Origin of the sequence: Flavobacterium coralii, from assembly GCF_019891545.1 — a bacterium.
Lineage (GTDB): Bacteria > Bacteroidota > Bacteroidia > Flavobacteriales > Flavobacteriaceae > Flavobacterium > Flavobacterium coralii.
Genome location: NZ_JAHDIU010000004.1, coordinates 92,398 through 116,772 on the forward strand (window position 1 = coordinate 92,398; position 24,375 = coordinate 116,772).

A 24,375-nucleotide genomic window follows, 5' to 3' on the forward strand; every position below is an offset into this window, starting at 1 on the left:
ATATTAAAATTTGAAGTTAAGGTACATAGTATAATTCCTGCCCGGCATAGGGCGCTTGGTAACATTTTCATAGGCTGCATCAAAAAGGTTGTGCGCCTGTACACCCGCAGTAAGTCCACCGCAAATACCGATGGTATATTCTGCTCCGAGTGTTGCCACATTATAGGCTTCAACCTCATCGCTGTTATCAGAAGTGGTGAACACGCTGCCATTATACAGGTGGCGGTAGTAAACAGATGCGTTTTTGTAGCCATAGGCTACTGAGGCAGTAATTTTATGCAAAGGCACATATATAAGCTGGTGGCTGCTGTCGTCTTCCCTCGATACCGTATAGGCATAGGTAGCATCGGCAGTAAGGTTGCTGTTGCCAAAACTTCTTTGCCAGCCTGCAATAGCTTCAGCACCATAGGTATTTACCTTGCCAACATTTTCCGGGCGCCAAATATTGTTTACAGGAATCCACCGCAGCATATCCCTCAGCTTTATATAGTAACCTGTTAATGATAACTTTATAGTATTGAAGGTAAATTCATTACCAATTTCTGCCTGGTAAGAGCTTTCTGGTTTCAGGTCTGGGTTACCGCTCCCTACCCAATACAAATCGTTAAACGTTGGAATCCTGAAATTTCGTGAAGCGTTTAGTTTTACAGAATAAAAATCAGCGACACGATATCCGGCTCCTACCGAAAACAGCACTGGGCTATCATAAGCATTGGTTATTTCCCTTCTCAGCCCCGCTTCATAATACAGCCTTGTTGTAACATTGTGCTGCATTAAAAAGCTGAAAGAGGTAACTGTACGTCCTGCCTCTTCAATATCAGAGCCGTTGCCGTCATTATGGGTAACATCTGCTATAACATTCAGTTTAATATTCTTTGCTGCCTGATAGGCAATATCATACCTGCCAATCAGCGTATTTACTTTCCCGAAGGTGTAGTTAGGGTTTGTAGTACGTGCATAATACTTATAATGTTCTGTAAGCAGGGCTGCTTTAAGTTTAGATGTAAACCGTCCGTAAGTACCCAGCCATTCAGCCATACTACGGGAATTCCTGTCGCGGTACTTACTTAATGAGGGCGCGCTTACCGTCCCTGAAAAATGCCTTTCGCTGTCATAGATGTAATTGTAAAGGCGGAGTATGTTATTCTCGCTCAGTTTAAAACCAAGAGCCAGGTTAGTGCTCAGGTTATAGAACTGCCCGTTCTCGTTTCGGGCATTTGTATTGGGGTACTCATAATCGTTATCAGAACTGTTATGCGTAATACTAAAATCTACACTTGTTTTTTGAGTAGATGCCTTTGCATTATAATTCACTCCATAAGTGTTATAACTCCCGTAGTTGGTATACAGGCTGTTAGAAATGGTATCTGCAAAGGCAATATTGTTATTTAAGTGGATACTGCCGCCAATAGCGCTGCTGCCGTAAATAACACTTCCGCCCCCTGCCCTTACGGCGATACTGTTAAAGTCTCGGGTATTTATAGTATTGAAATCAGTAAGGCCGTTAAGTTGTGAATTGATATTGATGCCATTCCAAACAACAGCAGTCTGTTGTGCGGTGGTGCCCCTGAACGATGGCGAAGAAACCATGCCCAGTCCATTCTCTTTAAAATACACCACGGTATTGTAACGCAGCAGGTCGGTTAAGGAAGAGCCGTTACGCACAATTACAGAGTCATTTAGGCGTAAAACCGACTGCGTGCCCGAGAAGTCCTGCAACTGGGTGTCAGATATTATTACCTCTTTAAGCCTGGTAATGGTATCCTGTTGCGCCCACAAGTACGGGCACAGCAATAACATAAATAGGTAAAAAGATTTCTTTAAAGCCATATATTCCTGAACCTTTTTTCCCGAAGGCCCTGTATTGGTTACAGCGTAAGGCAGGTCTCCTGGCTTGCGTACTGTTGTTTTCCTTCCCATGGCACGAGGCCACAGTGGCATGCAGTTAACAACAGCCTCCGTTAAAACGGATAAGCTTACAGTTGCGGGTACAGCCCGGGATTTTAACCCGGTTCCCTTTTAATGCACAGACTAATACAACCTGTGCAACCTTAAACCGCCGCAAATATAAGAATACTATTGAAATATTTAATTTATACCTTTGCAACTGCCAATATTTTTTATGAAAAACTACATTAGCATACTTTCCGTTGTTATTATTGCATTGCTTTATGGCTGTAAAAACGAACAGCAAAGTACAAAAGCTGCGCCCAATAAAGCAGGTAACAGCATAAGTTACGCAAGCGGGCTGGCTATTTACAGGTATGATGATTATTCAGTTGTGAAGGTAACCAAGCCCTGGCCCGAAGCCAAAGAAGGTTTTACCTATGTGCTGAAGCAAAAAGGCGCAACCGTGCCCGACAGCCTTAAAAGCTATACTACAGTGCAGGTACCTGTTGAGCGCGTGGTGGTAACCTCAACCACACATATACCCTCTTTAGAGATGCTTGGAGAGGAAAATTCATTAATTGGTTTTCCGGGTACTGATTATATTTCTTCCGAAAAAACGAGGGTGCTTATAGATGCGGGCAAAGTACGCGAAACGGGTGCTAACGAAAGGATGAACACAGAAGTAATGATAGACCTCTCCCCTGATGTAGTTGTGGGTTTTAGCATAAGCAGCGATAACAAAACAATGGATATTCTGCAACAAAGTGGCATTACTGTTTTGTATAACGGCGACTGGACAGAGCAATCGCCGCTTGGCAAGGCCGAATGGATAAAATTTTTTGGTGAACTCTACGGCAAACAAAAAGAGGCTGACAGCATTTTTAGTAAGATAGAAACCGATTATAAAGCCGCGCTTGCGCTTGCAGCGAAAGCCACCAATAAACCTACTGTTTTAAGTGGTGCCATGTATCAGGACCATTGGTACCTGCCGCAAGGCGGAAGCTGGGCTGCCCTTTTTATAAAAGATGCCCACGCCAGCTACCTTTGGAGCGATACCAACGGCACAGGCAGCCACACCCTTTCTTTTGAAAGTGTACTGGAAAAAGCACATAATGCCGACTACTGGATTGGGCCGGGACAGTTTACGTCGTTACAGGAAATGGCGGATGATAACCCACATTATACTGAATTTAAAGCGTATAAGAATGGTGAGGTTTATTCCTTTAGCAGCAGGAAAGGCGCAACCGGCGGCGTTATTTATTATGAGCTTGCACCAAACCGCCCCGACCTTGTACTGAAAGACCTTGTTAAGATACTCCATCCGGGGCTGTTACCTGATTATGAACTGCAATTCTTCGAAAAGCTAAAATAATATCATTTGCAGGCGGGCAAAAAATATATGATTTTGTTTGGTGTGCTCACAGCCGCTCTTGTCCTGCTGTTTGTGCTTAACCTTAGCCTGGGTTCGGTTAACATTCCATTCAACGATGTGGTAAACACACTTTCAGGCAAGGGTGCCGGCAAAGCCACCTGGGAGTTTATCATACTAAACTACAGATTGCCGAAAGCTATAACGGCTGTTTTGGCAGGTATGGGGCTATCTTTAAGCGGCCTGCTTATGCAAACCCTTTTCCGTAACCCGCTTGCCGGACCTTATGTGCTGGGGTTAAGTTCCGGTGCCAGTCTTGGTGTTGCTTTTGTTATTTTGGGCGCAGGTTTTTTGCCAATAATAGTAAAAGATTTTTTCCTTTCCTCATACGGTACTGTGGCGGCTTCTATGCTGGGTAGCTTTTTGGTGTTGCTTGCCGTGCTTGCAGTAGCCGCACGCCTGCGTGATACTATGGCAATACTTATAGTGGGGCTGATGTTTGGCAGCTTTACCAGTGCAATAGTTGGTGTGCTTACCTACTTTAGTACGGCACAGCAACTGCAAAAATTCACGTTTTGGGCTATGGGCAGCCTGGGCAGCCTCTCCTGGGAAAATATTGCCATACTTGCCGTTGCCTGCACAATAGGCATATTGCTTGCCGCCACCTGTATAAAGCCCCTGAATGCGCTGCTGCTTGGCGAGCGCTATGCCAAGAGCATGGGCATCAATTTTGGCAGGGCGCGCTTTATCATAATACTTGCCACGAGCATACTGGCAGGTTCTGTTACGGCTTTCGCGGGGCCTGTGGCATTTATAGGGCTTGCAGTGCCACACATGGCGAAACTCGCTTTCCGTACCAGCAATCACATCGTGTTGTTTTGGGCTACGCTGTTATCCGGTGCTATAGTGCTGTTGGTTTGTGATATAGTAACCCAGTTGCCGGGCAGTGACCTTACGCTACCAATAAATGCAGTAACATCTATAGTAGGGGCGCCTGTGGTAATATGGCTTTTACTGAGAAAACGCAACAAAAGTTATTCGTAGGGCTATGAAAGAGGAAGTTACAATTTTATCGGCTAACAGTATAAGCATTGGCTACCGCAACGGCAAAGAAGTTACCGCTGTCGCAAACAATGTATCGGTACAGCTTAAAAAAGGCAGCCTTACCGCGCTTATCGGTGCTAACGGTATCGGCAAATCTACATTGCTGCGCACGCTTACAGGCATACAAAAGCCTTTACAGGGCGAGGTAATGCTTAATGGAAAAAACATCAGCAGCTACTCTGCCAAAGCACTTGCACAAAAACTCAGCATAGTTTTAACCGAAGCATTGCCGCCAAGCAACCTTTCGGTTTTTGAGCTTACTGCACTGGGCAGACAGCCTTATACCAACTGGTTGGGCATAATGGCTGAAGAGGACATTGCTAAAACAAATGAGGCATTGCAAATGGTGCAACTGGAACACCTTGCAGATAAGAAACATTATGAAATAAGCGACGGGCAGTTACAGAAAGTGCTCATAGCACGCGCACTTGCACAAGATACTCCGCTTATTGTGCTTGACGAGCCTACCACACATCTTGATTTGCTGCATAAAGTAAGCCTGCTTAAGCTTTTAAAACAGCTTACCGAAAAAACAGGCAAAAGCATTTTATATTCTACCCATGATTTAGACCTGGCATTGCAATTAAGCGATGAGGTAATTGTAATGACTAGCGAGGATGTGATACAAAATACCCCTGCCCTGCTTAGGGAAATGGATATTTTTAACCGCCTTTTTACTGACAAAAGCATATACTTTGACTATGCAAAAGGCGGCTTTATCATTAACCCCGGTTAAAGGGTTAGCTGCATTTTATAGCACGAATCTTCCGAAACGGTAACTGTGCCGTCCCAGCTATAGCCCGAGCAGCTTGCGGTAAAGTTATAGCTGCCGGCAGGCAGGGTAAAATTGGCTGCACCCGATGCACCGCAATCTGGTGACGAATTATAATATCCGGTAATAGCTCCGCCATATCCGTTAACCGTTACCGAAATATTGCCGCACCCAAAATCAGACGATATCCAGAACATTACATTTCCGGTGCCGCTTCCGCCACCCCCGCCGCCATCGCACGGAAAGTTATCGCTGCGGTAATATACCTGTGCATTGTGGGTATCAATGGCCTGGTCGGGAACACCTACCAGCATACTGTCACCATCAAACTGAAGCGGAAATTTTATGGTTTCCCCACCCACAACAAATGTCATAGAAGGTTCTGATGCGTTAAAAGTCCCAAACGTTTCCTGCCCACCCACACAGGTAATAGCTGTAGAAGATTCAAAACGAACATACGATTCCATGTTACTGCGCTTCCAGTCGCCGTAATAATTGCTTGTATCATCATGGTTAAAGGTTTCTGAGGGGTCTTCCTCATCACAACCAAAAGCAAGCGTGGCAAAAAATACCAACGCTGCCATTTTTAAATAAGTACTGATTGATTTCATAGTTATACATTTAGAGTTCCAATTCAAATGTATCTAAATACAAAGCACTGTGAAATACCTACTTATGTGTATTTTAACATTATTAAACAAAACACCTAAAGGCTTTAACAAAAGCTAAACAACTTTTGCAAAGGGTTATCGCTAAATTTACAAGTAACAAAAACACATTTACATGGATCAGTTCACGATAAAATACCCGGGCGACAAAGCCGGGCTGTTAAACAAGATAAAAAGCACTATAGGCGATAAAGGTAAACTGGCAGGCGATGAGCAGCAGGGCAGTTTTGAAGGCAGTACACCTGTTGGCAAGTTTGAAGGCTCTTATAAAATTGTTGGAGATGATATTACCATCAGCATAAGTAAAAAGCCATTTCTTGTTTCGACCGGCAGGATTAAAGACGAGTTTGAAAAGGCTTTAAAAAAAGTATAACATGAAACTGCTTATTGGTATAACCTGCTTTTTGGTGGCAGGCATGCTGCATGCACAACCGCCAAGGCTTACATTAACGCCAAACGGCTTTGATGCGGTAACTGTTGAAATACCGGAAACATCTAACGAAAAGCTTATTTCGTTAACCAAAAACTGGGCTATAGAATATAACCGTACACAGGAAGGCAGCGATGCAAGTAATGTAAGCGAAAGCGGGATAACTATAACAGCATATAAAAGGAATGCCTTTAATTACGGCAACCGTGGTGAAAATTTTTACCATAAAATTAAATATGATATCCGTTTCGAGTTTAACCGCACAAGCTACAAGGCATCTTTTAACGTAACTGAAATTTATCTTGATGATGTACTGCTTGAATATAAGCTGCCGGATTATTTTACATCTGAAGGTAAACTGAAAGAAGGGTATAATACGCTTGATGAAACACTTGAAGATACGGTAAATGATATAGTAAACTCGCATTATGATTTTATAATGAATTACCGATAAGTACTAACTAACAAAAGATAACAATATGGTAACCGGAACTGACGACCCTAAAGATTTAGGTTCTAAAAAAATAAATAACGAAGAAAAGCAAAGCCCTAAAAATGAAGGCTTTAGCGGTGAAAACCTACCAAAAAACTATGACCCCAGCCAGGACAAAATGAAGCAGGAACTGGAGAAGAATGAGGAAGGTGAAACCGAAACAACAGCGCGTGCCCGTGATGTGGATGAGAAAAGAGCTGTACCTGTAACAGAATCTGACCGTGCTGAAAACGGTAACGGAAGAGCTGTTGACAAGAATAGAGGCACGGCAAACGAAGCAGAAGATATGGAAACGGCGGAAAACCGCGACTTCAATTCAGATATTGATGAGGAGCGTTACCCTGCTGACCACCCGGATAATAAAAAAGTGCGTGGCAACACACACTTTGGAGAGTAAAACCAATACCGCCAATTGTAATTACCATCCTGCCGGCAACGCGCCATTGCAGGATGGTATTTTTTTATTCGGGCTTGTTGGTATATTGTATATTGGCATGCAGCTTTATCTCTTCGCCCAGTATTATACCGCTTGCCTCGGCTGCTTCGGCAGGATGAATGTCAAAATCATTACGGTCAATAACGCCGTTAATTTCAAATCCGGCACGGTTTATACCAAAGCCATCTTTTGCCTGCCCACCGAATAACACATCAAAGGTTACCTGTTTGGTAGTGCCTTTTATGGTCAAATCTCCCGTAAGCTTGTATTTATCACCATCTAAATGTGTAAATTGTGTTGACAGAAACGTGATTTCAGGATAGGCGTCGGCATTAAAAAAATCATCCGATTTTAAGTGCTCATCCCTGTCCTCATTATTAGTATCTATACTGTACACATCTATCTTCAGCGTAAAATAAGCATCTTTAAAATCATCGTGTACAGGCGTTACCATAGTGCCTGAAAAGACATTAAATGCGCCGGAAATATTAGAAATAAGCAGGTGGCGTATTTTAAATTGTATTTCGGAATGTGCAGGATCTATCTCCCAATGTTTTGAAGCCATAGTATAAAATTTATCCTACTAATTTACAGCATGTAAGGCATTACTGCAAAACCGACTGTATCAATTATTTGTTAAAAGTACATAACCAACAAATCATTGCTTTTAGATAATCAGCCATTTTACAGGCAATAGCGCTGCACATCTTCACATTTATAACATTTCCTTTAACAGGCAACGTTAAATGAGTTCATTTCATGGTATGTAATGATGAACTTTATAATGCAAAACATAAAACATTACAATCATGTCTGAAGAAAAAAAACAAACCCCCGCACCAAAGGTATCAAGCGAAAGGGATTCGGCAGCTTCTAAGCTTGCAAAGAAAACTGATAAAAAAGATTCGTCAGGCAAAGAAGCCTATCCTAAACCATCGCAAAAGGACTAATATAACACGTAAAAAACATATTATGGAAACTGATAATAACCGCAACAACAATGGCAACGGCACAGAACCGAATGAAAACACAGGCCACCTTGGCAACCACGAGCCGTATGGAATGAGCAACAAGGGCAACGGCCTTAATGACCCTGCCATGGATAAAGACAATTACCGCGGGCAGGAAAGAAAAGTTGAAGATTCGCGCGATGCAGATTCAAGGACTTTTAATGAAGATGAAGACACGTGGGAAGCTAAAAAAGAAGCCAACACCACAAATGACGGCACTAAAGATAACGACTGGAATGCCAAAGATATGACCCAACGCACCATACAGGAAGAGCAACAGGACGACGATGTGCTGCAGGGCCGTTATAATGACGAAGAGCAAAACAAATACGGCCAGGAAAATGACCGCAGGAACAGAGAAGAGTTAGAGTAAGAATTTCATATAAGTTCCGAACCTAATTCAAATAAAAAGCGTGATAAGGATATTCTTTATCACGCTTTTGCTTTTTATGCTTTCCTGATTTTAAACCCTCCTGTGGTCAGGATACCAGTTTTTAATTGCTTTTTTAATGGCATCTGCCGAAAGGTTCTCTTGTACAGCACGCTCTACAAGAGCAGGCAGTTCATCATCCGGTGCGAAGCGGAGTGCAAACAATTGCCCCTGCGTGAGTTTTTCTTCAAGAGGCTCTAAACGCGTACCCGTTGTAACGAAATAGCGGTAACGCAGCTCCAGCAGTACCAGCCTGTTTTGCAGCGTTAGCGCATAATGCTGGCGCAACATGAACGATAGCCATATTACTGCCATACCCAGCATTCCTGTAAATATCCATATTTGTTTATCATCATCTGCCTTCGATGCAAAATAGGCCACCGCAATTACAAACAGCAGCATCAGCGGATAGAATACAAAATGATGTGGCGGATAGAACCGTATATGGTTCTTATAATTTTGTTTAGCCATTTTTAACCTGTTTTATAAAATCAAGAAGTGTTGCAGCAATTTCTTTTTGTTTTTGTGTATTGGTAAGATAAGTGCGGTCGTTAGCATTGGTAAGGTAACCCAGCTCGCAAAGCACTACCGGATACTGCGAATGCTTAAGTATATACATAGGCGCTTCTTTAACTCCTGTAACTGTATAATTCTTTTTAGCAAAGTGTACAGAAAGCAAATCTGCATATATGCGTGACTGCGAATGAATAGCTGAGTTATCTTCCGGCACGAAAAACTCCATGCCATACTTTTCTTTATTAGGTGTACCATTGAGGTGCAGTGATAAAACCATGTCCGGCTTTAAGTTATTTATAGCAGCCACACGTTCCTGCAGGGTGACAAACTTATCTTCTTCGCGGGTAAAATATATTGCTATATCTTCGCCACTTACAGCTTTAAGTTCTGCAGCAATACTGGCAGTTAGGTCTTTCTCGGTTTGCCCGTCAATCTGTACGCCTGTGTCTTTACCCCCATGGGCAACATCAATAAGCACGGTAAATTTTTTAGTTTGCTGAGCAGCTGCCGCAAAGCCCGCTACTAAAAAAACTACAATAAATAGCCTTGACAGTGTTTTCATGATTAGTTGGTTTATATTAATAATGGTAGAGTGTTTATTATGTTAACTCAAAACACTACTGCATTAGTATAGAGCCTATGCACTCTTTGGCAATAAAAGCGGTAAAAGCTCTGTAATATTAGCTATCTCGCTCATGTTTTCATGCTCTACATTGTGCTCTACCATTTCGTGTGCCCAGGTAGTATGAAAAGGCACATGGCAGGCATAGCCGCCAATTTCGAGCACCGGCAGCACATCAGAACGCAATGAATTTCCAACCATGTAAAACTCCTGCGGCGCTATATCTAGGCGTTTAATGAGTTTAAGGTAATCTATCTCTTTTTTATCTGACATTACTTCTATATGGTGAAAATAATGCCCAAGTCCGCTGTTGTGCAGCTTGCGTTGCTGGTCTTTAAGGTCGCCTTTTGTTGCCACAACCAGTTTATAATGCGGCTGTAAAGCTTTTAATGTCTCCTCTACCCCTTCCAGCAGCACGATAGGCTTTTGTATCAGTTCTTTGCCCAGCTCAGTTATCATTTCGATACACTTAACGCTTACGGTACCGTTAGAAACCTTTACAGCAGTTTCTATCATGCTCAATACATATCCTTTTATGCCGTAGCCATAAAGCGGAAGGTTGTTTATCTGTGTCCTGAACAGCTCTTGAGAAAGGCTCTGGTGCGAAAGATAGGCTTCCATAATCCCGCAAAACTTCTTCTCGGTTTCCTCAAAATAGGGTTCGTTGATAAAGAGTGTATCGTCAGCGTCAAACGCAATTACTTTTATATCCATTAAATAGCGAATTTATTTACAAATCTACTAAACAAAAGGCAGCCACCCCGCCTGGTAAATGTTAATAGATTTATAATAACAGTATTTAGCGTACAATCTGGGTGCTGTGTGCCGCTATTACTTTCCATTCGCCGCCTAATTGTTTCCATACGCGGGTAAAACGGTACAGGCCTACTTCGGTATCACCAAAAAAACTGCCGCTTATCTCTTTTTTAACCGAAACTATTACAACATCATCGTATGCCTTGATTTGTTGTTCGGAAACTACAATATCATATATCGTAATGTTGCCTTCGCGGTGTGCATTAATATCTGCCTCCTTAGAAAAAAGGTCGCCGTAATGGCCGGTAAAAATAAGTTCATCTGAAATGAGAGCATCAAGCGTGGCAACATCACTTGCTTTCATTGCCTCTATTAAGCGGTTCTCCAGTAATTCAATTTGTTGATTAGTATCCATAATTGATGATTGATTTAATGCAACCAAATTAAGGAATTTCCTTCACAAACAAATCCTAAATTAAAGCTAATAGTTAACGTAAATTATCTTTTACAACCTGCATCGCTTTAGCATAAAGCTCAGCATTGCCTTTATCTGCCACTTTGAGTATACCCGATACCTCTTTAAGGTAGCGTGGTGCAAAATTTCGGTCGTTGGCAGTAATGTCAATCGCGTTATCTATAATATCGGCATACTTAATGGTCTGAGCATCTGCACCTGTTAAAGCTATCCGCTCAAGCTCCAGTTGCTTGCGCTGCTTCCTGTTTAGTTTAGGATAAGCCTCTTTTACAAATTCGTCTGTCATCTCTATAACTAACTTCAGGGTTTCCTCAGCTTCATCTTCATTCATTACACCTTTCAAAAACTCAAGCATTTGCGGAGGTTTTACCGGAGTATCTTCTAAAACATCATGCAGCAAAGCTGCTGCAAGCAGAGGCAGCCTGTCGGTATAACCTCGCAGCGTTTCCATAACCCTGACAGGATGTACTATATATCTTTCTGGCGTGTACTTGCGCATCTGGTTACCGTGGGCATCATCGGCATAGTCGCGTATTATATGTAGTATTTCTTCTTTTGTCATAGAATTACGAAGGTAAAAAATTCACACACTTAAAATTAAACCTCCTGTTATTGTCATGCTATTTGATTAGGAATACTTTAGCATGATTAACATCATATTAAACCTTACTGTCCAAAGCCTGTAAAAATATTCCTTACATTTACAGTAAATCAATCACTACATACCATTATGAATTATACTGCAAAAATGCTTCGTGAAGATGCTTTAAAAGATAAAGTTATAGTTATAACCGGTGGCGGCAGCGGCCTCGGCAAGTCGATGACAAAATATTTTATGGAACTTGGCGCAAAAACGGCCATTACCTCTCGCGACCTTGAAAAACTACAGGCTACAGCCAAAGAGCTTGAAGCCGAAACAGGCGGGCAGTGCCTTGCCGTGCAGTGTGATGTGCGCCATTATGATGAAGTGGAAAAAATGCTGCAGGAGGTATTAAGCCACTATGGTAAAGCCGATGTACTGCTTAATAATGCCGCAGGAAACTTTATAAGCCCCACAGAGCGCCTTTCTGCCAATGCGTTTGACACGATTATAGACATAGTGCTGAAAGGCTCTAAAAACTGCACCCTTGCCTTTGGAAAGCACTGGATAGATATCAAACAAGAATCGTCTGCGATATTGAATATAGTAACTACCTATGCCTGGACAGGCTCTGCCTATGTAGTGCCAAGTGCTACAGCTAAAGCAGGTGTGCTTGCCATGACGCGCAGCCTTGCGGTTGAATGGGCAAAATATGGCATACGCAGTAACGCGATAGCACCGGGCCCCTTCCCTACTAAGGGCGCATGGGACAGGCTGCTGCCGGGCGACCTTAAAGAAAAGTTTGACCTTGCCAAGAAAGTTCCCTTAAAGCGTGTGGGTGACCACCAGGAGCTGGCAAACCTTGCCGCCTACCTGGTTTCTGATTTTTCGGCTTATGTAAACGGAGAGGTTATCACTATAGACGGCGGCGAATGGCTTAAAGGTGCAGGGCAGTTTAACCTGCTGGAAGCAATACCCGAAGATATGTGGGATATGCTGGAAGCCATGATTAAAGCAAAAAAGAACAAAGAATAGCAACTACTAAACAACATACTTTTAATGAACCCCAACGTTTTAACCATAACCCTTAACCCTACTGTAGATAAAAGCAGCAGCGTGGCAAACATAAAGCCCGAAAAGAAACTGCGTTGCGAAAAGCCAAAATATGAACCCGGCGGTGGCGGCATTAATGTATCACGCGGGCTGGTAAGGCTGGGAATTGATACAACCGCATTGTTCACCTCGGGCGGGCGCACAGGCGAATTACTGCAAAAACTGCTTAAAGAAGAAAATGTTACTACACTTCCCGTTAACGTTGCTGCTGAAACCCGCGAAAATTTTATTGTGGTAGATACCTCCAACAACGAGCAGTACCGTTTTGGTATGCCGGGCGAAGCACTATCTGAAGATGAGGCACAACTAATCTTAGATACTATAAATGATGTTACTCCTTTTCCGGATGTGGTCGTAATAAGCGGCAGCCTGCCCCCGGGAATGGAACCCGGTTACATTAAAAAGTTGGTTAAGCTGGCAAAAGGTAAAGGCAGTAAAGTAGTGGCAGATACATCAGGCGAGGCATTAACCGCCGCGCTGGAAGAAGGTGTTTACCTCCTGAAGCCGAATATTGGCGAACTAAGCAGGATTGCCAACAAAGAATACCTGGATAACGAAACCGCCGATGATGCCGCCAAAGAGCTTGTAATCGCCGGCAAGGCTGAAGTTGTGGTGGTATCTATGGGGCCGCAGGGCGCATACCTTGTTACTCAGGATGAAACCATACACATAGCAGCGCCATCTGTAAAAAAGCTGAGTACCGTTGGCGCGGGCGACAGCATGGTGGCGGGCATGGTTTCGGTGCTGGCGCAAGGCGGTACGCCGGTGCAAATGGCGCGCATGGGCGTTGCGTGCGGTTCGGCAGCAACTATGAACCCCGGTACAGGGTTGTTTAAAAAGGAAGATGCCGAAAGGCTTTACAACTGGCTTTCAAAACACAAAGGTTAAACTGCCGGAAATTCAGCTATTTTGGGTGTATATAATGCATGTGCAGGTTAACAGGCAATTTCTTAAAGAATTTTAATCTTTTATTGGCAATACGTTACAAAAATTTTAAAGGTATAACAACCATCTTTGTATCACTAACCTTTAATAAAGTACTGTCATGAAAAAGAACATAGACCTTGCCACAATCAAAAAATTTATCCTTGCCAACGCACTTACCGATAATGTTATGCTGATGCTTCACCCGTCTAACTTTGACAAGCTGGTGGCAAACAGCGCTAAAAAAGCAAAGTCGCTTTGTGTATCTGGCATCAATATTATTGCCGATAACAACGATGAGATTAGCGAGGATGAGATTGACGTACTTGAAGTTAAATTTAACTAACCTGATATTATGAGACGTCACATTTGCCTCGATATGCTGCAGGAGTACATACTGGAGCACAACCTATCTGAATATGAAACCATTATACTGCACCCTGATGACTATGATGTTATTGCAGCAGAGTTTTTTAACGAAAACGAGCTGATGATATTCAGGCCGGTTGAAGTGCTGGGCACTAAAATAACCGAAGATACCCACGGCGATGTAAGGCGAAACCAGGTTATGGTTTTACCTGCCGTAGCTTCGTAAATTGTAATTAATTGGTTTAAAAGCCGCACCTGTACAGGTGTGGCTTTTTTGTTTAGCAAATATTTAACATTTAGATTTTTTTTGTAGTTTAGTACTTAAATCCAACTAATTATGAACACTGAACAAGAAATAATAAAGAAACAAGAATATATAATTAAAGTACTTGAAAATAGAATCATTCAAGCTACCGATACAATAAATAATCAAAATGCAACTATCTCTTCATTCAGTACAGCATATACTGTTGCCGGTTGGTTGTTAGGTATATTGGCATTTATATCAACTTTTGCTATTTATTTATTTGGTATAAAACCTTCTGAGGAAGCCATTGATAACTTAGAAAATACAATGGATGGGAAAATCATAGAATATTTTAATGACAAACATACTGAAGACATGAAATATGCTATTAACAATTTGGAATCAGATAATGTTCAAAATCAAAATAAAGGTTTATATTATTTACAATTAAACCTATATGACTCTATACCAGAAGATAAATTATATAGAATTGTAAACATTGCTAAATCAAATAAATTGAATGAACAGCAATTTTATGCATTAACTCAATATCTATATTATTCAGATTCTAAAATTGTTAAAGAATATTTTGAATACATACTAACTTCTAATAGTTATAACGTTAGCGTAAAAAATATATCTTCTAATTATTTTACAAAGCCTAGTCAAATATTAGAAGGATTAGAGACTATAAAAAATTATGTAATTAATTCAAAAGATGCTTCAAATGATTTTTCTGACTTAGTAAGAAATTTTATAGAAACAAATAATAAGGAAGCGGTAACTTTTCTTATTAATGATATAGCTATAGTTAAAGCAGTAAAAGAACATGGAGAATCGCTTGGCATGACATATGATGAGTTTCGTTACTATTTATATATTAATCATTTAGGTGGTATTTTTGAAATGAATGAGCTAAAAAAAACTTACATGTATAAAAACTTTAACGACAAACTTCTCGAAAATATTACAGGAACAGATGATTAATTATATTCATAAAAAAATCCCGCAACAATCATGTTACGGGATTTTACCTTTTTCGTAGCGAAGACGGGAGTTGAACCCGTGACCTCAGGGTTATGAATCCTGCGCTCTAACCGACTGAGCTACCTCGCCAATAATGGTGCATTGTTAGTATTTCAATGCGGGTGCAAATATATAACATTATTTAATGTTCGCAAATATATTTTCTCTTAAAAATATATTTACCCAAATGTTTTTTTATAAGTGTTAAATATTATATATTTCGCGAAAATTATACAGACCGATGGACGAAAAAGTAAAATATGAACTGGAATTCCCTATAACTTCCTCACCTCAGCTTCTTTACCAATATATATCTACCCCGTCAGGGCTTTCTGAGTGGTTTGCCGATAACGTAAACTCACGCGGAGAGTACTTTACCTTTATTTGGGACGACTCTGAAGAGCGTGCCCGCATGGCTTCTAAAAAATCTGGCGAAAGGGTAAAATTCCGTTGGGTTGATGAGAACAATAAAGACAGTGAGTACTTTTTTGAGCTAAGGATACTGGTTGATGAAATTACGAAAGATGTTTCGTTAATGGTGGTTGATTTTGCCGAGCAAAACGACATACAGGAAGCAAAGCAGCTTTGGGAAAACCAGGTAGCCGACCTTAAGCATGTGTTAGGCTCTGTTTAGGATATAAGCGTTATTACCTTTATATTTGCCCTGAATAAAATTCAGGGCTTTTTTATGATTAGTTATAACGGCAACCTTACCCAAAACACAGATATCAGCATACACCAAAACAGGGCTTTTTTATATGGCGATGCCGTGTTTGAAACCTTTAAGATACTGGATGGCAGGGTACTGTTTGCCGAAGACCATTATTTCCGCCTAATGGCGTCTATGCGCATACTGCGAATGGAGATACCCATGCACTTTACAATGGAGTATATGGAGAAAAAAGTTCTTGAGCTTACTGATGCACTCAACATATCATCTTCGGCAAGGGCAAGGCTCAGTTTTTTCAGGAAACAGGGGGGCTATTACCTGCCTACCAACAATAATGCTGAATTTATCATTACCGCTGACGCTTTACCCGATGCTATTTACTCTTTTACTGATAACGAGTATGAAGTTGACCTCTTTAAAGATTTTTATGTAACCAAACAACTACTCTCTACCCTTAAAAGTACTAATAAAGCAGTACAAATAACCGGCAGTATATATGCAGAAGAGAACGGGCTGAACAACTGCCTGCTGCTTAATGACGAAAAAAATATCACCGAAGCATTAAACGGCAACCTGTTTATGGTTAGCGGGAATAAGCTGGTAACACCGCCGGTTTCAGACGGGTGCCTTAACGGCATAATGCGCAAGCAGGTACTGGTGCTGGCACGCAAAACAGAAGGTTTAGAAGTTGAGGAACGCTCTGTATCACCATTTGAGCTACAGAAGGCTGACGAATTGTTTATTACTAATGTTATTAAGGGGATACAGCCGGTAACACGTTACCGCAAAAAAGAATATGCCAACGCTACAGCATCGGCACTACTTAAAAAACTTAACGCAAAAATAAGGCTTGGAGGTTTAGTTTAACGTAGGGTTCTCCGGCGCATTAGACCATATCAGGTACTCACCGCCCAACTCCATAATACGCTCTTTCCAGAATGAATTACTGGATTTGCCTATAATCTTATTCCTGTATTTGTTTTCAGAAATAATCCAGGAATTAACCTCAAGCTCGTCTTCAAGCTGGTGGGCATCCCAACCGGTATAGCCTAAAAAGAACCTGATGTTGCTCTTTTTAATCAGCCCCTGGTTCATAAGCTCTTTAGCAGATTCAAAATCGCCGCCCCAGTATATACCGTTAGATATTTCTATACTACCCGGAATAAGGTCGGGTATATTGTGTATAAAATACAGGTTGTCCTGCTCTACCGGACCACCGTTATAAATTTTAAAGTCGCTGTCTATTTCGGGTATAAGGTCGTGTATGGTAAAACCAAGCGGTTTGTTAAGTATAAACCCCACAGAACCTTCTGCATTATGATCTGCAAGCAATACAACAGACCTGTTAAAAGATATGTCCCCTATGGTTGAAGGCTCTGCTATCAGCAAGTGGCCTTTTTTCGGTTTAGTTGAAATCATAGGCATGCAATTTGAAATAAATTTAGTTAAAAAATGCACACTCCCAAAATATTTTATAACTTTTTAATAAAAAAGCCTCTCGATTGAGAGGCTTACTATACTGGTTGCGGTTAATTACTTTTTGTTAACAGCACCGTCAAGCTCTGCGCCCGGCTTAAATTTTACCACATTTTTAGCAGCAATATTAATAGTACCGCCTGTTTGCGGGTTCCTGCCTTCTCTTGCAGCCCTTTCAGAAACAGACCATGAACCAAAACCTACAAGAGAAACTCTCTTACCTTCGTTTAACGCATTGCCTACATTGCTGATGAAAGATTCTAAAGCTTTCTTTGCTGCACCTTTAGATATTCCTGCGTCGGCAGCCATTGCGTCGATTAATTCTGATTTGTTCATAATAATTGTTATTAATTGTTTGGTTTAAAATTTTGTTTTTACATATCCTGTCCTACAAATTTAATAGGAAATCCATATTATACAAGTGTTTTGCAACTATTTCAATTTAATTGTTAATAACTTTTACAACAATGTTAACAACAACGCTTGCATTTTATAAAATTTTGTTAACAGTAGTATTTTCAGGCTATTTTACAGAAGCATTATCGGATAATTTTAAGCCATTCAGTAATTCCTGAGCAGTCATTTTTTTCTTCCCCGGAAACTGTAATACTCTTAAATCAATAAAACCGTCAGAAACTGCTACCTTAATTTTACGTGCTTCACAGTTAATGCTGCCAACTACCTTATCGTGCTGTTCTTCCAGAAAAGCTGCTTCATATACCTTTACGTTCCATTCCTGACCATTATCTACAATAAATGTCCAGGCTGCGGGATAAGGGCTTAAACCGCGTATAAGGTTATAAATTTCTATACCCGCAGCACTCCAGTTTATTCTGCAATTATCTCTGTTGAGTTTATAGGCTGTCTTTACAACCTCGTCAAGCGGCTGAACAGTAGTTTGTGTGTTACCCGCAGCTATAAGTGTCAGCGTTTTTAAAACAGCATCTACCCCAAGGTGCATGAGCCTGTCGTGCAGCCCTCCTGCTGTTTCATCAGGATATATGTCTGTTTCTTCCTTCAGTATTATAGCACCCGTATCTATTTTATCATCAATAAAGAAGGTAGTGACGCCTGTTATAGTCTCCCCGTTGATGATAGCCCAGTTTATAGGCGCTGCACCACGATACTGGGGTAATAAAGATGCATGCAGGTTAAAAGTACCCAGTTTAGGCATTTTCCATACAGCCTCAGGCAACATTCGGAAAGCAACAACCACCTGCAGGTTTGCATTAAGCGATTTTAGTGCTTCTAAAAAAGTTTCGTCTTTTAAGTTTGTAGGTTGTAAAAGAGCTAACCCTTTTTGCAGTGCATATTCTTTTACCGCCGAATATTTAACCTTTTGCCCGCGGCCAGCAGGCTTATCAGGTGCCGTTATCACAGCTGCTATATCATAATTGTTCTGGTATATCGCGTCGAGTATGCCCACGGCAAAATCGGGGGTACCCATAAATACTATCCTTAGTTTTTCCATTACTTTAAAATGTATTGGTTATTCGGGTTTATTGTTATCTTCTCGTTTTCCAGCAGGAGTTGCAGTATGTAAACTGTTTCTTTAGCTGTAAATCCTAATTTATCTTCTATTTCCCTTGAATCATACGGCGCTGCCTGCAAAAGCTTCATTACAGCTTCGGCAGCTTCGCGTGGTTGTAATGCAGGCCTCTTTGCCGAAACACAATAAGAGCATATACCGCAATCTTTGCTGTCTGCTTCATCAAAATAGCTCAGCAGCAGCCTGCTTTTGCAGCACTCAGTATTGGTTATATAATGAATTACAGCATCAAATTGTTTAATTTTAATTTCATTCTGCTTTTCAAGGTATTTTGCAATCCGGCTTATAGTGTGTTCATCTTCCCTCACTTCATTAAACGTAATGCTGCTGTCGCTCCCGCTACTCCTGAAACTTATAATCTCCTTTTGCTGTAATTTTTGCAGCATAGTAAGCAATTCCTGTTCACTTTTGCCTGACTTACGCATGATAAGCGAACTGTTTATCGAAGTTTCCATATCAAACACTCCAGGATAATTTCTAAGTATAGCCAGCAGCATTTCTTCATCGGCAGGATTAAGGCTTATATAACGTATTACTTCTTTGCTTGGCACCAAAAACTGCAATGTTATGCTTTCGCTGAACTCCTTACTGAGTGTAAGTACTCCCTGCCTGTCGAGGAACTGCAATACATTATATGCTTTAACCACAGGAAAATTATACACCCTGCAAAAATCATTAAGGTTAAACGAATAAGTAATACCTATCCCCTCCCCGTAGGCTATCTGCAGGTAATTATTAAGTTTTGCATATACCTCCTTCAGGAACTTCTTATCAGGCAATACATCTATAAACTGGCTTTTGGTAACCGCAACATCAGAAGGGTTTACCAGCAAAACACTATAAGCTTTATCGCCGTTACGGCCTGCACGGCCGGCCTCTTGGTAATAATTTTCAAGATTTTCCGGAAGCTGTATATGTATAACAGTTTTTACGTTTGCTTTGTCTATGCCCATACCAAAGGCATTGGTAGCTACCATTACCTGCACCTTTTCCTGCATCCAGAGGCGCATATTATGCTCTTTTTCTTTTTCGCGGAGCCCTCCATGATAAAAAGTGGCACTATAGCCTAACTGCTGCAACTGGTTCGCGGTTTCATGGCAGGATTTGCGGTTGCGCACATATATAATAGAAGGCTCAGGGTTTTTATCAAGTATTTTACTGATGCGGTGCAGCTTGTCTTCAGTTTCAAAAACCATGTAGGCAAGATTTTCCCTCGCAAAAGATTTCCTGAATACAGCGGGATTCACCAAACCAAGCTGTTCTGTTATATCCTGCTGTACCCTTTTTGTAGCCGAGGCCGTTAATGCCAGAAAAGGAACATTAGGCAGCAACTTTTTCAGTGCTGCAATTTTAAGGTATGCCGGGCGAAAGTCGTGCCCCCATTGCGACACACAATGCGCCTCATCTATTGCCACAAGGTTTATCGGTAATTCCTTTATCCTTTCAGTTATCCATTCCTGCTGCAAACGCTCAGGCGAAAGGTATAAAAACTTATAATCACCATACTTGCAGTTATCCAGCTTGTCACTTATTTCATCCGTGCTCAGGCTGCCGGTAAGGGCTATTGCTTTTATATTGCGTTTGGAAAGGTTCTCCACCTGGTCTTTCATAAGCGCAATAAGCGGAGAAATGACAAGACACAAACCCTCCTGCATCATGGCCGGCACCTGAAAGCACACCGACTTACCCCCGCCTGTTGGCATAAGGGCAAAAGTATCGTTGCCGGCAAGCACAGAACGAATTATTTGCTCCTGCGGCTCCCTGAAGCTTTCGTGGTTCCAGTATTTTTTTAGGACATCCTGAGGTTGTAGCATAAAGTAGTTATGATAGCTGCCCCAAGATATAAAGAATTCTGTTATCAGGTGTGTCTTTTGGCACTTCTGTTATAGTGTAGCCATATTGCCTGTAGGTTTCCAGCAGATGCCCGGCAATCAGCTCAGCCTGTTCAAAGGTTTCATAACGGGCCTCATCTGCAATATAAATTTCCTTCCAGGGAGGCAGGAAGAATATTTTTGTGTATTTATGGTTGCGGCAGGCTTCATCAAAAAAAGCAGGGTAAGCATCTCCTATATAGTGCATATAGGCCAAAACATCAGGCAGCCCCCTGTCTATAAAAACAATATCGCTGTCATCCTGCTGCGCTGCATGATACTGCTTTTTTCTGCCTTCCAGTAAAAGTTCGCTAAACAGCAACGGTTTTTCAAGAAAAAGCTGCTCTATGCCCTGCCTGCGTGCTTCAAGGGTTACCTCTCTCGATATTTCAGGATAGCAGGTATAGCCTTTTTCTTCAAGCCTTTCCAGCAACGTGGTTTTACCCGATCCGGGCCCGCCAATAATAACTACAATATCTTTTGCCACAATACTACAATCAAAAGGCAAAAGTAAAGAAACATAGTATAATAAAAAACCTGCAAAAAAATCTTAACACAACTGTGTTTATTAACAGCTGTGAAATATAATATTCATCAAATCAGCACCGATTAAACAAAACTGTTAAAGTTTAAAGCTGTTTATTGAAAATGTATTATTTTTAAACAATAAATTATTGCAGCTATGAAAAATAACACACCTGACATTACACTTGACCTAAGGAAGAAAAAGCGATTTAAAAGTTATGCAGCTTTTTCTAAGAAAGATACAATTATTAAAAACCTTGAAATTATTGTTGCCTGTGTGGTAGCATTTATAGTAGGTTTTGGCCTCTATAATACGTTCAATTAATAATTACAGAAGCCAAAACCCTAAAGCTGCCCCGCAAGGCAGCTTTTATGTTTTTAAGATTTGAACATATAATAAACAAAAAGCCTGAGAACTCAGATTTACTAAGACAAAAATTTAATATCTGAACATAAACAATTCTCAATGGATTGATACAAGAAGTATTTATAAATTATAATTTTGCAATAGTAAACCGACTTAAAAACCTTGTATGAAAATTACTAATTCCCCCTCATCTCTACCGGGTACTACTAATTATCCGTATGGCAAGGTTTTCGGCAACAGGCTACAGCTCCATATGCCCAAAGATGATATTGAAATAGACCTGGGCAACATTAACAAAATACGCCTGTATGCATCTGACATTTATACATACAATATTATACTGCTTGCGGCAGGGCTCGCTATATTAGTGGTTGCCGCGCTATACATGAAAACCATGGCGAGTACAGTTATGGTTGTGGCTGCAGGCGCAGTTGTGCTTTATTTTGCGTTCAGGATAAAAATCACTGCATACAGCATAATGCTGGATCTTAGGAAAAATAACGAAACCATTAATTTAAAGGTAAAAGAAAAGGACAGAAAAATTGCGGAAGATTTTATTTTTTACGTTAACGGCGAAATACTGAAGCAGGATAAGATAAGGTATAACAGTGCCGCTTCCGCAAGAGGCAAGCTGAAATAACATATGGCGGTTAATTAAGTGTTAAGCAATACGGCTTTTGCTTTGCAAAGCCTTAACTTTGAGTAGAAACCCTTAATTAAGAAAGCCATGAAAATGAAAAAACTTTTACCTTTCCTGATGCTGGCAGGCATGCTGGCATCGTGTTCTGATGATGACGATAATAACAGCAACAACTCCGATTCTGACTTAGCCGGAACTTATAACCTTACTTCTGTAATGGCTCCAACAGCGGTGGACTACAATATGGATGAAGTTGCCTCGCAGGAACTAATGGATGAAGCAACGTGTTTTCTTGACTCATACATAACACTTAATGACGACAATACCTATACATCGGAATACAATTATGTGTTGTTTGTTTCAGAGACAGGTTGTGATACCGAAATGGGCGAAGGCACCTGGAATGAAGAGGACGGGCAGGTTACAACCACCAATATGCTGATAGAACCTAACCTGGAAGACACCTACACCATTAACAACAATGAACTTGTGATTATATATGAAAATTATCCGTACCCGGACAGGGATGAAAATGATGAACCCGTGTACAGGACCGGTACAGTCATATTAACCTATACCAAAGAATAGGCGAATAAACGATACTTACAAAAAGTAATATTTTGAAACAGGCAGATTGCCTGTTTTTTTTGTTCTATTTATTTAGACTTGTTTTAAATAATATTTTATATTTGCAGTACAATAACTATTTTTAATAAATCTAAATAAAACATCATGAAGAAATTATTACTTTGTGCTTCACTTTTAGCGGGTCTTTTCGCCACAGCACAGGAAGACTACACTGCAGTAACCATTCCCCTTCAGCAGGGCTATGCTAACCAGGTTTTCTTTGATTTTTCATCTAACACACAAACTGCTGTTGCAGCAAACACCTGGGATATTGCCTTTTTAAGGATATCACCAATGTCTATAGGCGCACGTATTAACGACAGCAGGGGCATCAGGGTTTTTGAAGTATCTGATAACATCAACGACTGGGCAACCATCGATGTAACCAGTGAAGAAGAATGGACAGAACTATATAACTCTGAAACCACATGGTTAACAGGGGCATTTGATAATGGTTCTGCAACCTATGGATGGGGAGAATACAACCCTGCAACACACCACGTTAGCGGCTCTGTAGTGTTTATACTTAAATATGCTGACAATACCTACAAAAAGTTTATGATTGAAGATTACTTCGGAGGCTACACAATCAAGTACGCTACCTGGAATGGGACTGAGTGGAGTGCTGACGAAACTGCAACTGTACCCAATGCAGGCGGTGAGGGTTATACTTTCAACTTCTTTTCGCTTGATAGTGACCAAACAGTTACCGTATCGCCTGCAGATACAGAGTGGGATCTTGCCTTTGGCCGCTACTACGGCAACATAGGCACAGAAGATGAGCCAACCATGTACCTTGTAACAGGTGCGCTTAACAACGCTGCCACTGTAACTGTTGCACAGGTTGATGAAACCGGCGCAACTGACGAAACTCCTGTATTGCCTGCGGAAGAAGCTTATTCTGAAGATATAAACACTGTTGGTGACGACTGGAAGTCGTTTAATATGCAGACTTTCACCTATGATGTAGATCCTGAAACCACTTATTATGTTAAGCAGACTGACGGTACTGTTTACAGGATGTACTTTACCTCTTTTGAAGGTACTGCTACAGGTAACCTTTCGTTCAACTATAAAAACATAACTGCAACCGCAGGTATAGAAGATGTAAACAGGAACATGACCTTCGGCTTTTACCCTAATCCGACTTCAGATAAGAACATAACCCTTATCTATGATATCAAGAACAACACAGCAGATAAAAGCACTGTGAGTATTTATGCTGTTACCGGGGCTAAGGTTTTTGAAACTGAAATAACATCTGATGCAGGCTTCTATACCAAGCAGCTTAACCTTTCTCAGTTAAACAGCGGAGTATATGTTGTGCAGGTACAATCGGGCAGCTTTACGCAGTCTAAAAAGCTTGTAATTCGCTAATCTGTATCAGTAATTTTAAGATTAGGCCGGGGCATTTCACCCC

General features: G+C 41.0%; 32 protein-coding genes, 1 tRNA gene and 1 riboswitch. Of the genes, 19 read left to right on the top strand and 14 right to left on the bottom strand.

What is annotated here, in order from left to right; all coding sequences use genetic code 11:
• Positions 1–3: 3 nt before the first annotated feature.
• Complete coding sequence (locus tag KJK34_RS07740; RefSeq protein WP_223053294.1) at positions 4–1,830, bottom strand: TonB-dependent receptor plug domain-containing protein; 1,827 nt, start codon at positions 1,828–1,830, stop codon at positions 4–6.
• A gap of 32 nt (positions 1,831–1,862) precedes the next feature.
• A riboswitch (cobalamin riboswitch) is annotated at positions 1,863–2,069 on the bottom strand.
• Positions 2,070–2,122: 53 nt separating this feature from the next.
• Here KJK34_RS07740 and KJK34_RS07745 point away from each other — a divergent pair.
• The 3 genes from KJK34_RS07745 to KJK34_RS07755 are packed head-to-tail and all read left to right on the top strand — an operon-like array spanning position 2,123 to position 5,099.
• Entirely contained in the window at positions 2,123–3,262 is a 1,140-nt protein-coding gene (locus KJK34_RS07745; RefSeq protein ID WP_223053295.1) for an ABC transporter substrate-binding protein, read from the top strand.
• A 27-nt stretch (positions 3,263–3,289) separates the two neighbouring features.
• Positions 3,290–4,303 carry an iron chelate uptake ABC transporter family permease subunit gene (locus KJK34_RS07750; protein ID WP_223053296.1) on the top strand — a complete coding sequence of 338 codons (1,014 nt, stop codon included), beginning with the start codon at positions 3,290–3,292 and terminating at the stop codon, positions 4,301–4,303.
• 4 nt (positions 4,304–4,307) lie between these two features.
• Entirely contained in the window at positions 4,308–5,099 is a 792-nt protein-coding gene (locus KJK34_RS07755; RefSeq protein WP_223053297.1) for an ABC transporter ATP-binding protein, read from the top strand.
• Here KJK34_RS07755 and KJK34_RS07760 read toward each other — a convergent pair.
• A complete protein-coding gene (locus tag KJK34_RS07760) occupies positions 5,096–5,746 on the bottom strand; it encodes a hypothetical protein (RefSeq protein ID WP_223053298.1) in 651 nt (216 codons plus the stop codon). The genes KJK34_RS07755 and KJK34_RS07760 overlap by 4 nt on opposite strands.
• Before the next feature lie 172 nt (positions 5,747–5,918).
• Here KJK34_RS07760 and KJK34_RS07765 point away from each other — a divergent pair, with 172 nt between their 5' ends.
• From KJK34_RS07765 to KJK34_RS07775, 3 genes are read left to right on the top strand one after another with little or no spacing between them, the layout of a single operon-like run.
• Positions 5,919–6,176, top strand: coding sequence for a hypothetical protein (locus KJK34_RS07765; protein WP_223053299.1), 258 nt, complete (start codon positions 5,919–5,921; stop codon positions 6,174–6,176).
• 1 nt (position 6,177) lies between these two features.
• The gene (locus KJK34_RS07770; protein WP_223053300.1) at positions 6,178–6,687 is read left to right on the top strand and encodes a hypothetical protein; all 510 of its coding nucleotides are present in this window, start codon (positions 6,178–6,180) and stop codon (positions 6,685–6,687) included.
• Between the two features lie 25 nt (positions 6,688–6,712).
• Positions 6,713–7,123 carry a hypothetical protein gene (locus KJK34_RS07775; protein WP_223053301.1) on the top strand — a complete coding sequence of 137 codons (411 nt, stop codon included), beginning with the start codon at positions 6,713–6,715 and terminating at the stop codon, positions 7,121–7,123.
• Positions 7,124–7,187: 64 nt separating this feature from the next.
• Here KJK34_RS07775 and KJK34_RS07780 read toward each other — a convergent pair whose 3' ends face one another.
• Positions 7,188–7,727: a YceI family protein gene (locus KJK34_RS07780; protein WP_223053302.1), complete on the bottom strand. Its 540-nt coding sequence runs from the start codon at positions 7,725–7,727 to the stop codon at positions 7,188–7,190.
• Between the two features lie 244 nt (positions 7,728–7,971).
• On the opposite strand from KJK34_RS07780, the gene KJK34_RS07785 reads away from it, so the two are divergent.
• Positions 7,972–8,112, top strand: a complete 141-nt coding sequence (locus KJK34_RS07785; RefSeq protein ID WP_223053303.1) for a hypothetical protein — start codon at positions 7,972–7,974, stop codon at positions 8,110–8,112.
• Positions 8,113–8,134: 22 nt separating this feature from the next.
• Positions 8,135–8,545, top strand: a complete 411-nt coding sequence (locus KJK34_RS07790; RefSeq protein ID WP_223053304.1) for a hypothetical protein — start codon at positions 8,135–8,137, stop codon at positions 8,543–8,545.
• 90 nt (positions 8,546–8,635) lie between these two features.
• On the opposite strand, the gene KJK34_RS07795 is transcribed toward KJK34_RS07790, so the two are convergent.
• The 5 genes from KJK34_RS07795 to KJK34_RS07815 all read right to left on the bottom strand — a co-directional run bounded on the left by KJK34_RS07795 (position 8,636) and on the right by KJK34_RS07815 (position 11,533).
• Positions 8,636–9,073, bottom strand: coding sequence for a DUF6526 family protein (locus KJK34_RS07795; protein ID WP_223053305.1), 438 nt, complete (start codon positions 9,071–9,073; stop codon positions 8,636–8,638).
• A complete protein-coding gene (locus KJK34_RS07800; RefSeq protein WP_223053306.1) occupies positions 9,066–9,680 on the bottom strand; it encodes an N-acetylmuramoyl-L-alanine amidase in 615 nt (204 codons plus the stop codon). Before KJK34_RS07800 ends, KJK34_RS07795 begins: the two co-directional genes overlap by 8 nt.
• Before the next feature lie 75 nt (positions 9,681–9,755).
• Positions 9,756–10,454, bottom strand: coding sequence for an HAD family hydrolase (locus KJK34_RS07805; protein ID WP_223053307.1), 699 nt, complete (start codon positions 10,452–10,454; stop codon positions 9,756–9,758).
• Positions 10,455–10,539: 85 nt separating this feature from the next.
• A complete protein-coding gene (locus KJK34_RS07810) occupies positions 10,540–10,911 on the bottom strand; it encodes a nuclear transport factor 2 family protein (RefSeq protein ID WP_223053308.1) in 372 nt (123 codons plus the stop codon).
• A gap of 73 nt (positions 10,912–10,984) precedes the next feature.
• A complete protein-coding gene (locus KJK34_RS07815) occupies positions 10,985–11,533 on the bottom strand; it encodes an HD domain-containing protein (RefSeq protein ID WP_223053309.1) in 549 nt (182 codons plus the stop codon).
• Positions 11,534–11,701: 168 nt separating this feature from the next.
• Between KJK34_RS07815 and KJK34_RS07820 the strand changes: the two genes are divergently transcribed.
• The 5 genes from KJK34_RS07820 to KJK34_RS07840 all read left to right on the top strand — a co-directional run bounded on the left by KJK34_RS07820 (position 11,702) and on the right by KJK34_RS07840 (position 15,191).
• Positions 11,702–12,586: an SDR family oxidoreductase gene (locus tag KJK34_RS07820; protein ID WP_223053310.1), complete on the top strand. Its 885-nt coding sequence runs from the start codon at positions 11,702–11,704 to the stop codon at positions 12,584–12,586.
• Positions 12,587–12,610: 24 nt separating this feature from the next.
• Positions 12,611–13,552 (top strand): 1-phosphofructokinase family hexose kinase, encoded by a 942-nt coding sequence (locus KJK34_RS07825; RefSeq protein ID WP_223053311.1) that lies wholly within the window; start codon positions 12,611–12,613, stop codon positions 13,550–13,552.
• A gap of 157 nt (positions 13,553–13,709) precedes the next feature.
• Entirely contained in the window at positions 13,710–13,934 is a 225-nt protein-coding gene (locus tag KJK34_RS07830) for a hypothetical protein (RefSeq protein WP_223053312.1), read from the top strand.
• 9 nt (positions 13,935–13,943) lie between these two features.
• The gene (locus tag KJK34_RS07835) at positions 13,944–14,183 is read left to right on the top strand and encodes a hypothetical protein (RefSeq protein WP_223053313.1); all 240 of its coding nucleotides are present in this window, start codon (positions 13,944–13,946) and stop codon (positions 14,181–14,183) included.
• A 111-nt stretch (positions 14,184–14,294) separates the two neighbouring features.
• On the top strand, positions 14,295–15,191 hold the full coding sequence (locus KJK34_RS07840) for a hypothetical protein (protein WP_223053314.1): 897 nt from the start codon (positions 14,295–14,297) through the stop codon (positions 15,189–15,191).
• A gap of 55 nt (positions 15,192–15,246) precedes the next feature.
• Here KJK34_RS07840 and KJK34_RS07845 read toward each other — a convergent pair.
• Positions 15,247–15,320, bottom strand: a tRNA-Met gene (locus tag KJK34_RS07845).
• Positions 15,321–15,471: 151 nt separating this feature from the next.
• Between KJK34_RS07845 and KJK34_RS07850 the strand changes: the two genes are divergently transcribed.
• Both KJK34_RS07850 and KJK34_RS07855 read left to right on the top strand, forming a co-directional pair.
• A complete protein-coding gene (locus tag KJK34_RS07850; protein ID WP_223053315.1) occupies positions 15,472–15,864 on the top strand; it encodes an START-like domain-containing protein in 393 nt (130 codons plus the stop codon).
• 54 nt (positions 15,865–15,918) lie between these two features.
• Positions 15,919–16,767, top strand: a complete 849-nt coding sequence (locus KJK34_RS07855; RefSeq protein ID WP_223053316.1) for an aminotransferase class IV — start codon at positions 15,919–15,921, stop codon at positions 16,765–16,767.
• Here the strand turns inward: KJK34_RS07855 and KJK34_RS07860 are convergent.
• From KJK34_RS07860 to KJK34_RS07880, 5 genes are all read right to left on the bottom strand, one after another.
• Entirely contained in the window at positions 16,759–17,319 is a 561-nt protein-coding gene (locus KJK34_RS07860) for a YqgE/AlgH family protein (RefSeq protein WP_223053317.1), read from the bottom strand. The genes KJK34_RS07855 and KJK34_RS07860 overlap by 9 nt on opposite strands.
• A gap of 114 nt (positions 17,320–17,433) precedes the next feature.
• On the bottom strand, positions 17,434–17,712 hold the full coding sequence (locus KJK34_RS07865) for an HU family DNA-binding protein (protein WP_223053318.1): 279 nt from the start codon (positions 17,710–17,712) through the stop codon (positions 17,434–17,436).
• Between the two features lie 187 nt (positions 17,713–17,899).
• On the bottom strand, positions 17,900–18,847 hold the full coding sequence (fmt, locus tag KJK34_RS07870) for a methionyl-tRNA formyltransferase (protein ID WP_223053319.1): 948 nt from the start codon (positions 18,845–18,847) through the stop codon (positions 17,900–17,902).
• Positions 18,847–20,739, bottom strand: coding sequence for a RecQ family ATP-dependent DNA helicase (locus KJK34_RS07875; protein WP_223053320.1), 1,893 nt, complete (start codon positions 20,737–20,739; stop codon positions 18,847–18,849). Before KJK34_RS07875 ends, fmt begins: the two co-directional genes overlap by 1 nt.
• Positions 20,740–20,746: 7 nt before the next feature.
• Entirely contained in the window at positions 20,747–21,283 is a 537-nt protein-coding gene (locus tag KJK34_RS07880; RefSeq protein WP_223053321.1) for an AAA family ATPase, read from the bottom strand.
• Between the two features lie 195 nt (positions 21,284–21,478).
• Here KJK34_RS07880 and KJK34_RS07885 point away from each other — a divergent pair, with 195 nt between their 5' ends.
• The 4 genes from KJK34_RS07885 (at position 21,479) to KJK34_RS07900 (ending at position 24,332) form a co-directional block, all read left to right on the top strand.
• Positions 21,479–21,646, top strand: coding sequence for a hypothetical protein (locus KJK34_RS07885; RefSeq protein ID WP_223053322.1), 168 nt, complete (start codon positions 21,479–21,481; stop codon positions 21,644–21,646).
• Positions 21,647–21,854: 208 nt separating this feature from the next.
• A complete protein-coding gene (locus tag KJK34_RS07890) occupies positions 21,855–22,328 on the top strand; it encodes a hypothetical protein (RefSeq protein ID WP_223053323.1) in 474 nt (157 codons plus the stop codon).
• A gap of 93 nt (positions 22,329–22,421) precedes the next feature.
• A complete protein-coding gene (locus tag KJK34_RS07895) occupies positions 22,422–22,916 on the top strand; it encodes a DUF5004 domain-containing protein (protein WP_223053324.1) in 495 nt (164 codons plus the stop codon).
• Positions 22,917–23,060: 144 nt separating this feature from the next.
• Complete coding sequence (locus tag KJK34_RS07900; RefSeq protein WP_223053325.1) at positions 23,061–24,332, top strand: T9SS type A sorting domain-containing protein; 1,272 nt, start codon at positions 23,061–23,063, stop codon at positions 24,330–24,332.
• The last annotated feature ends 43 nt before the right edge of the window (positions 24,333–24,375 follow it).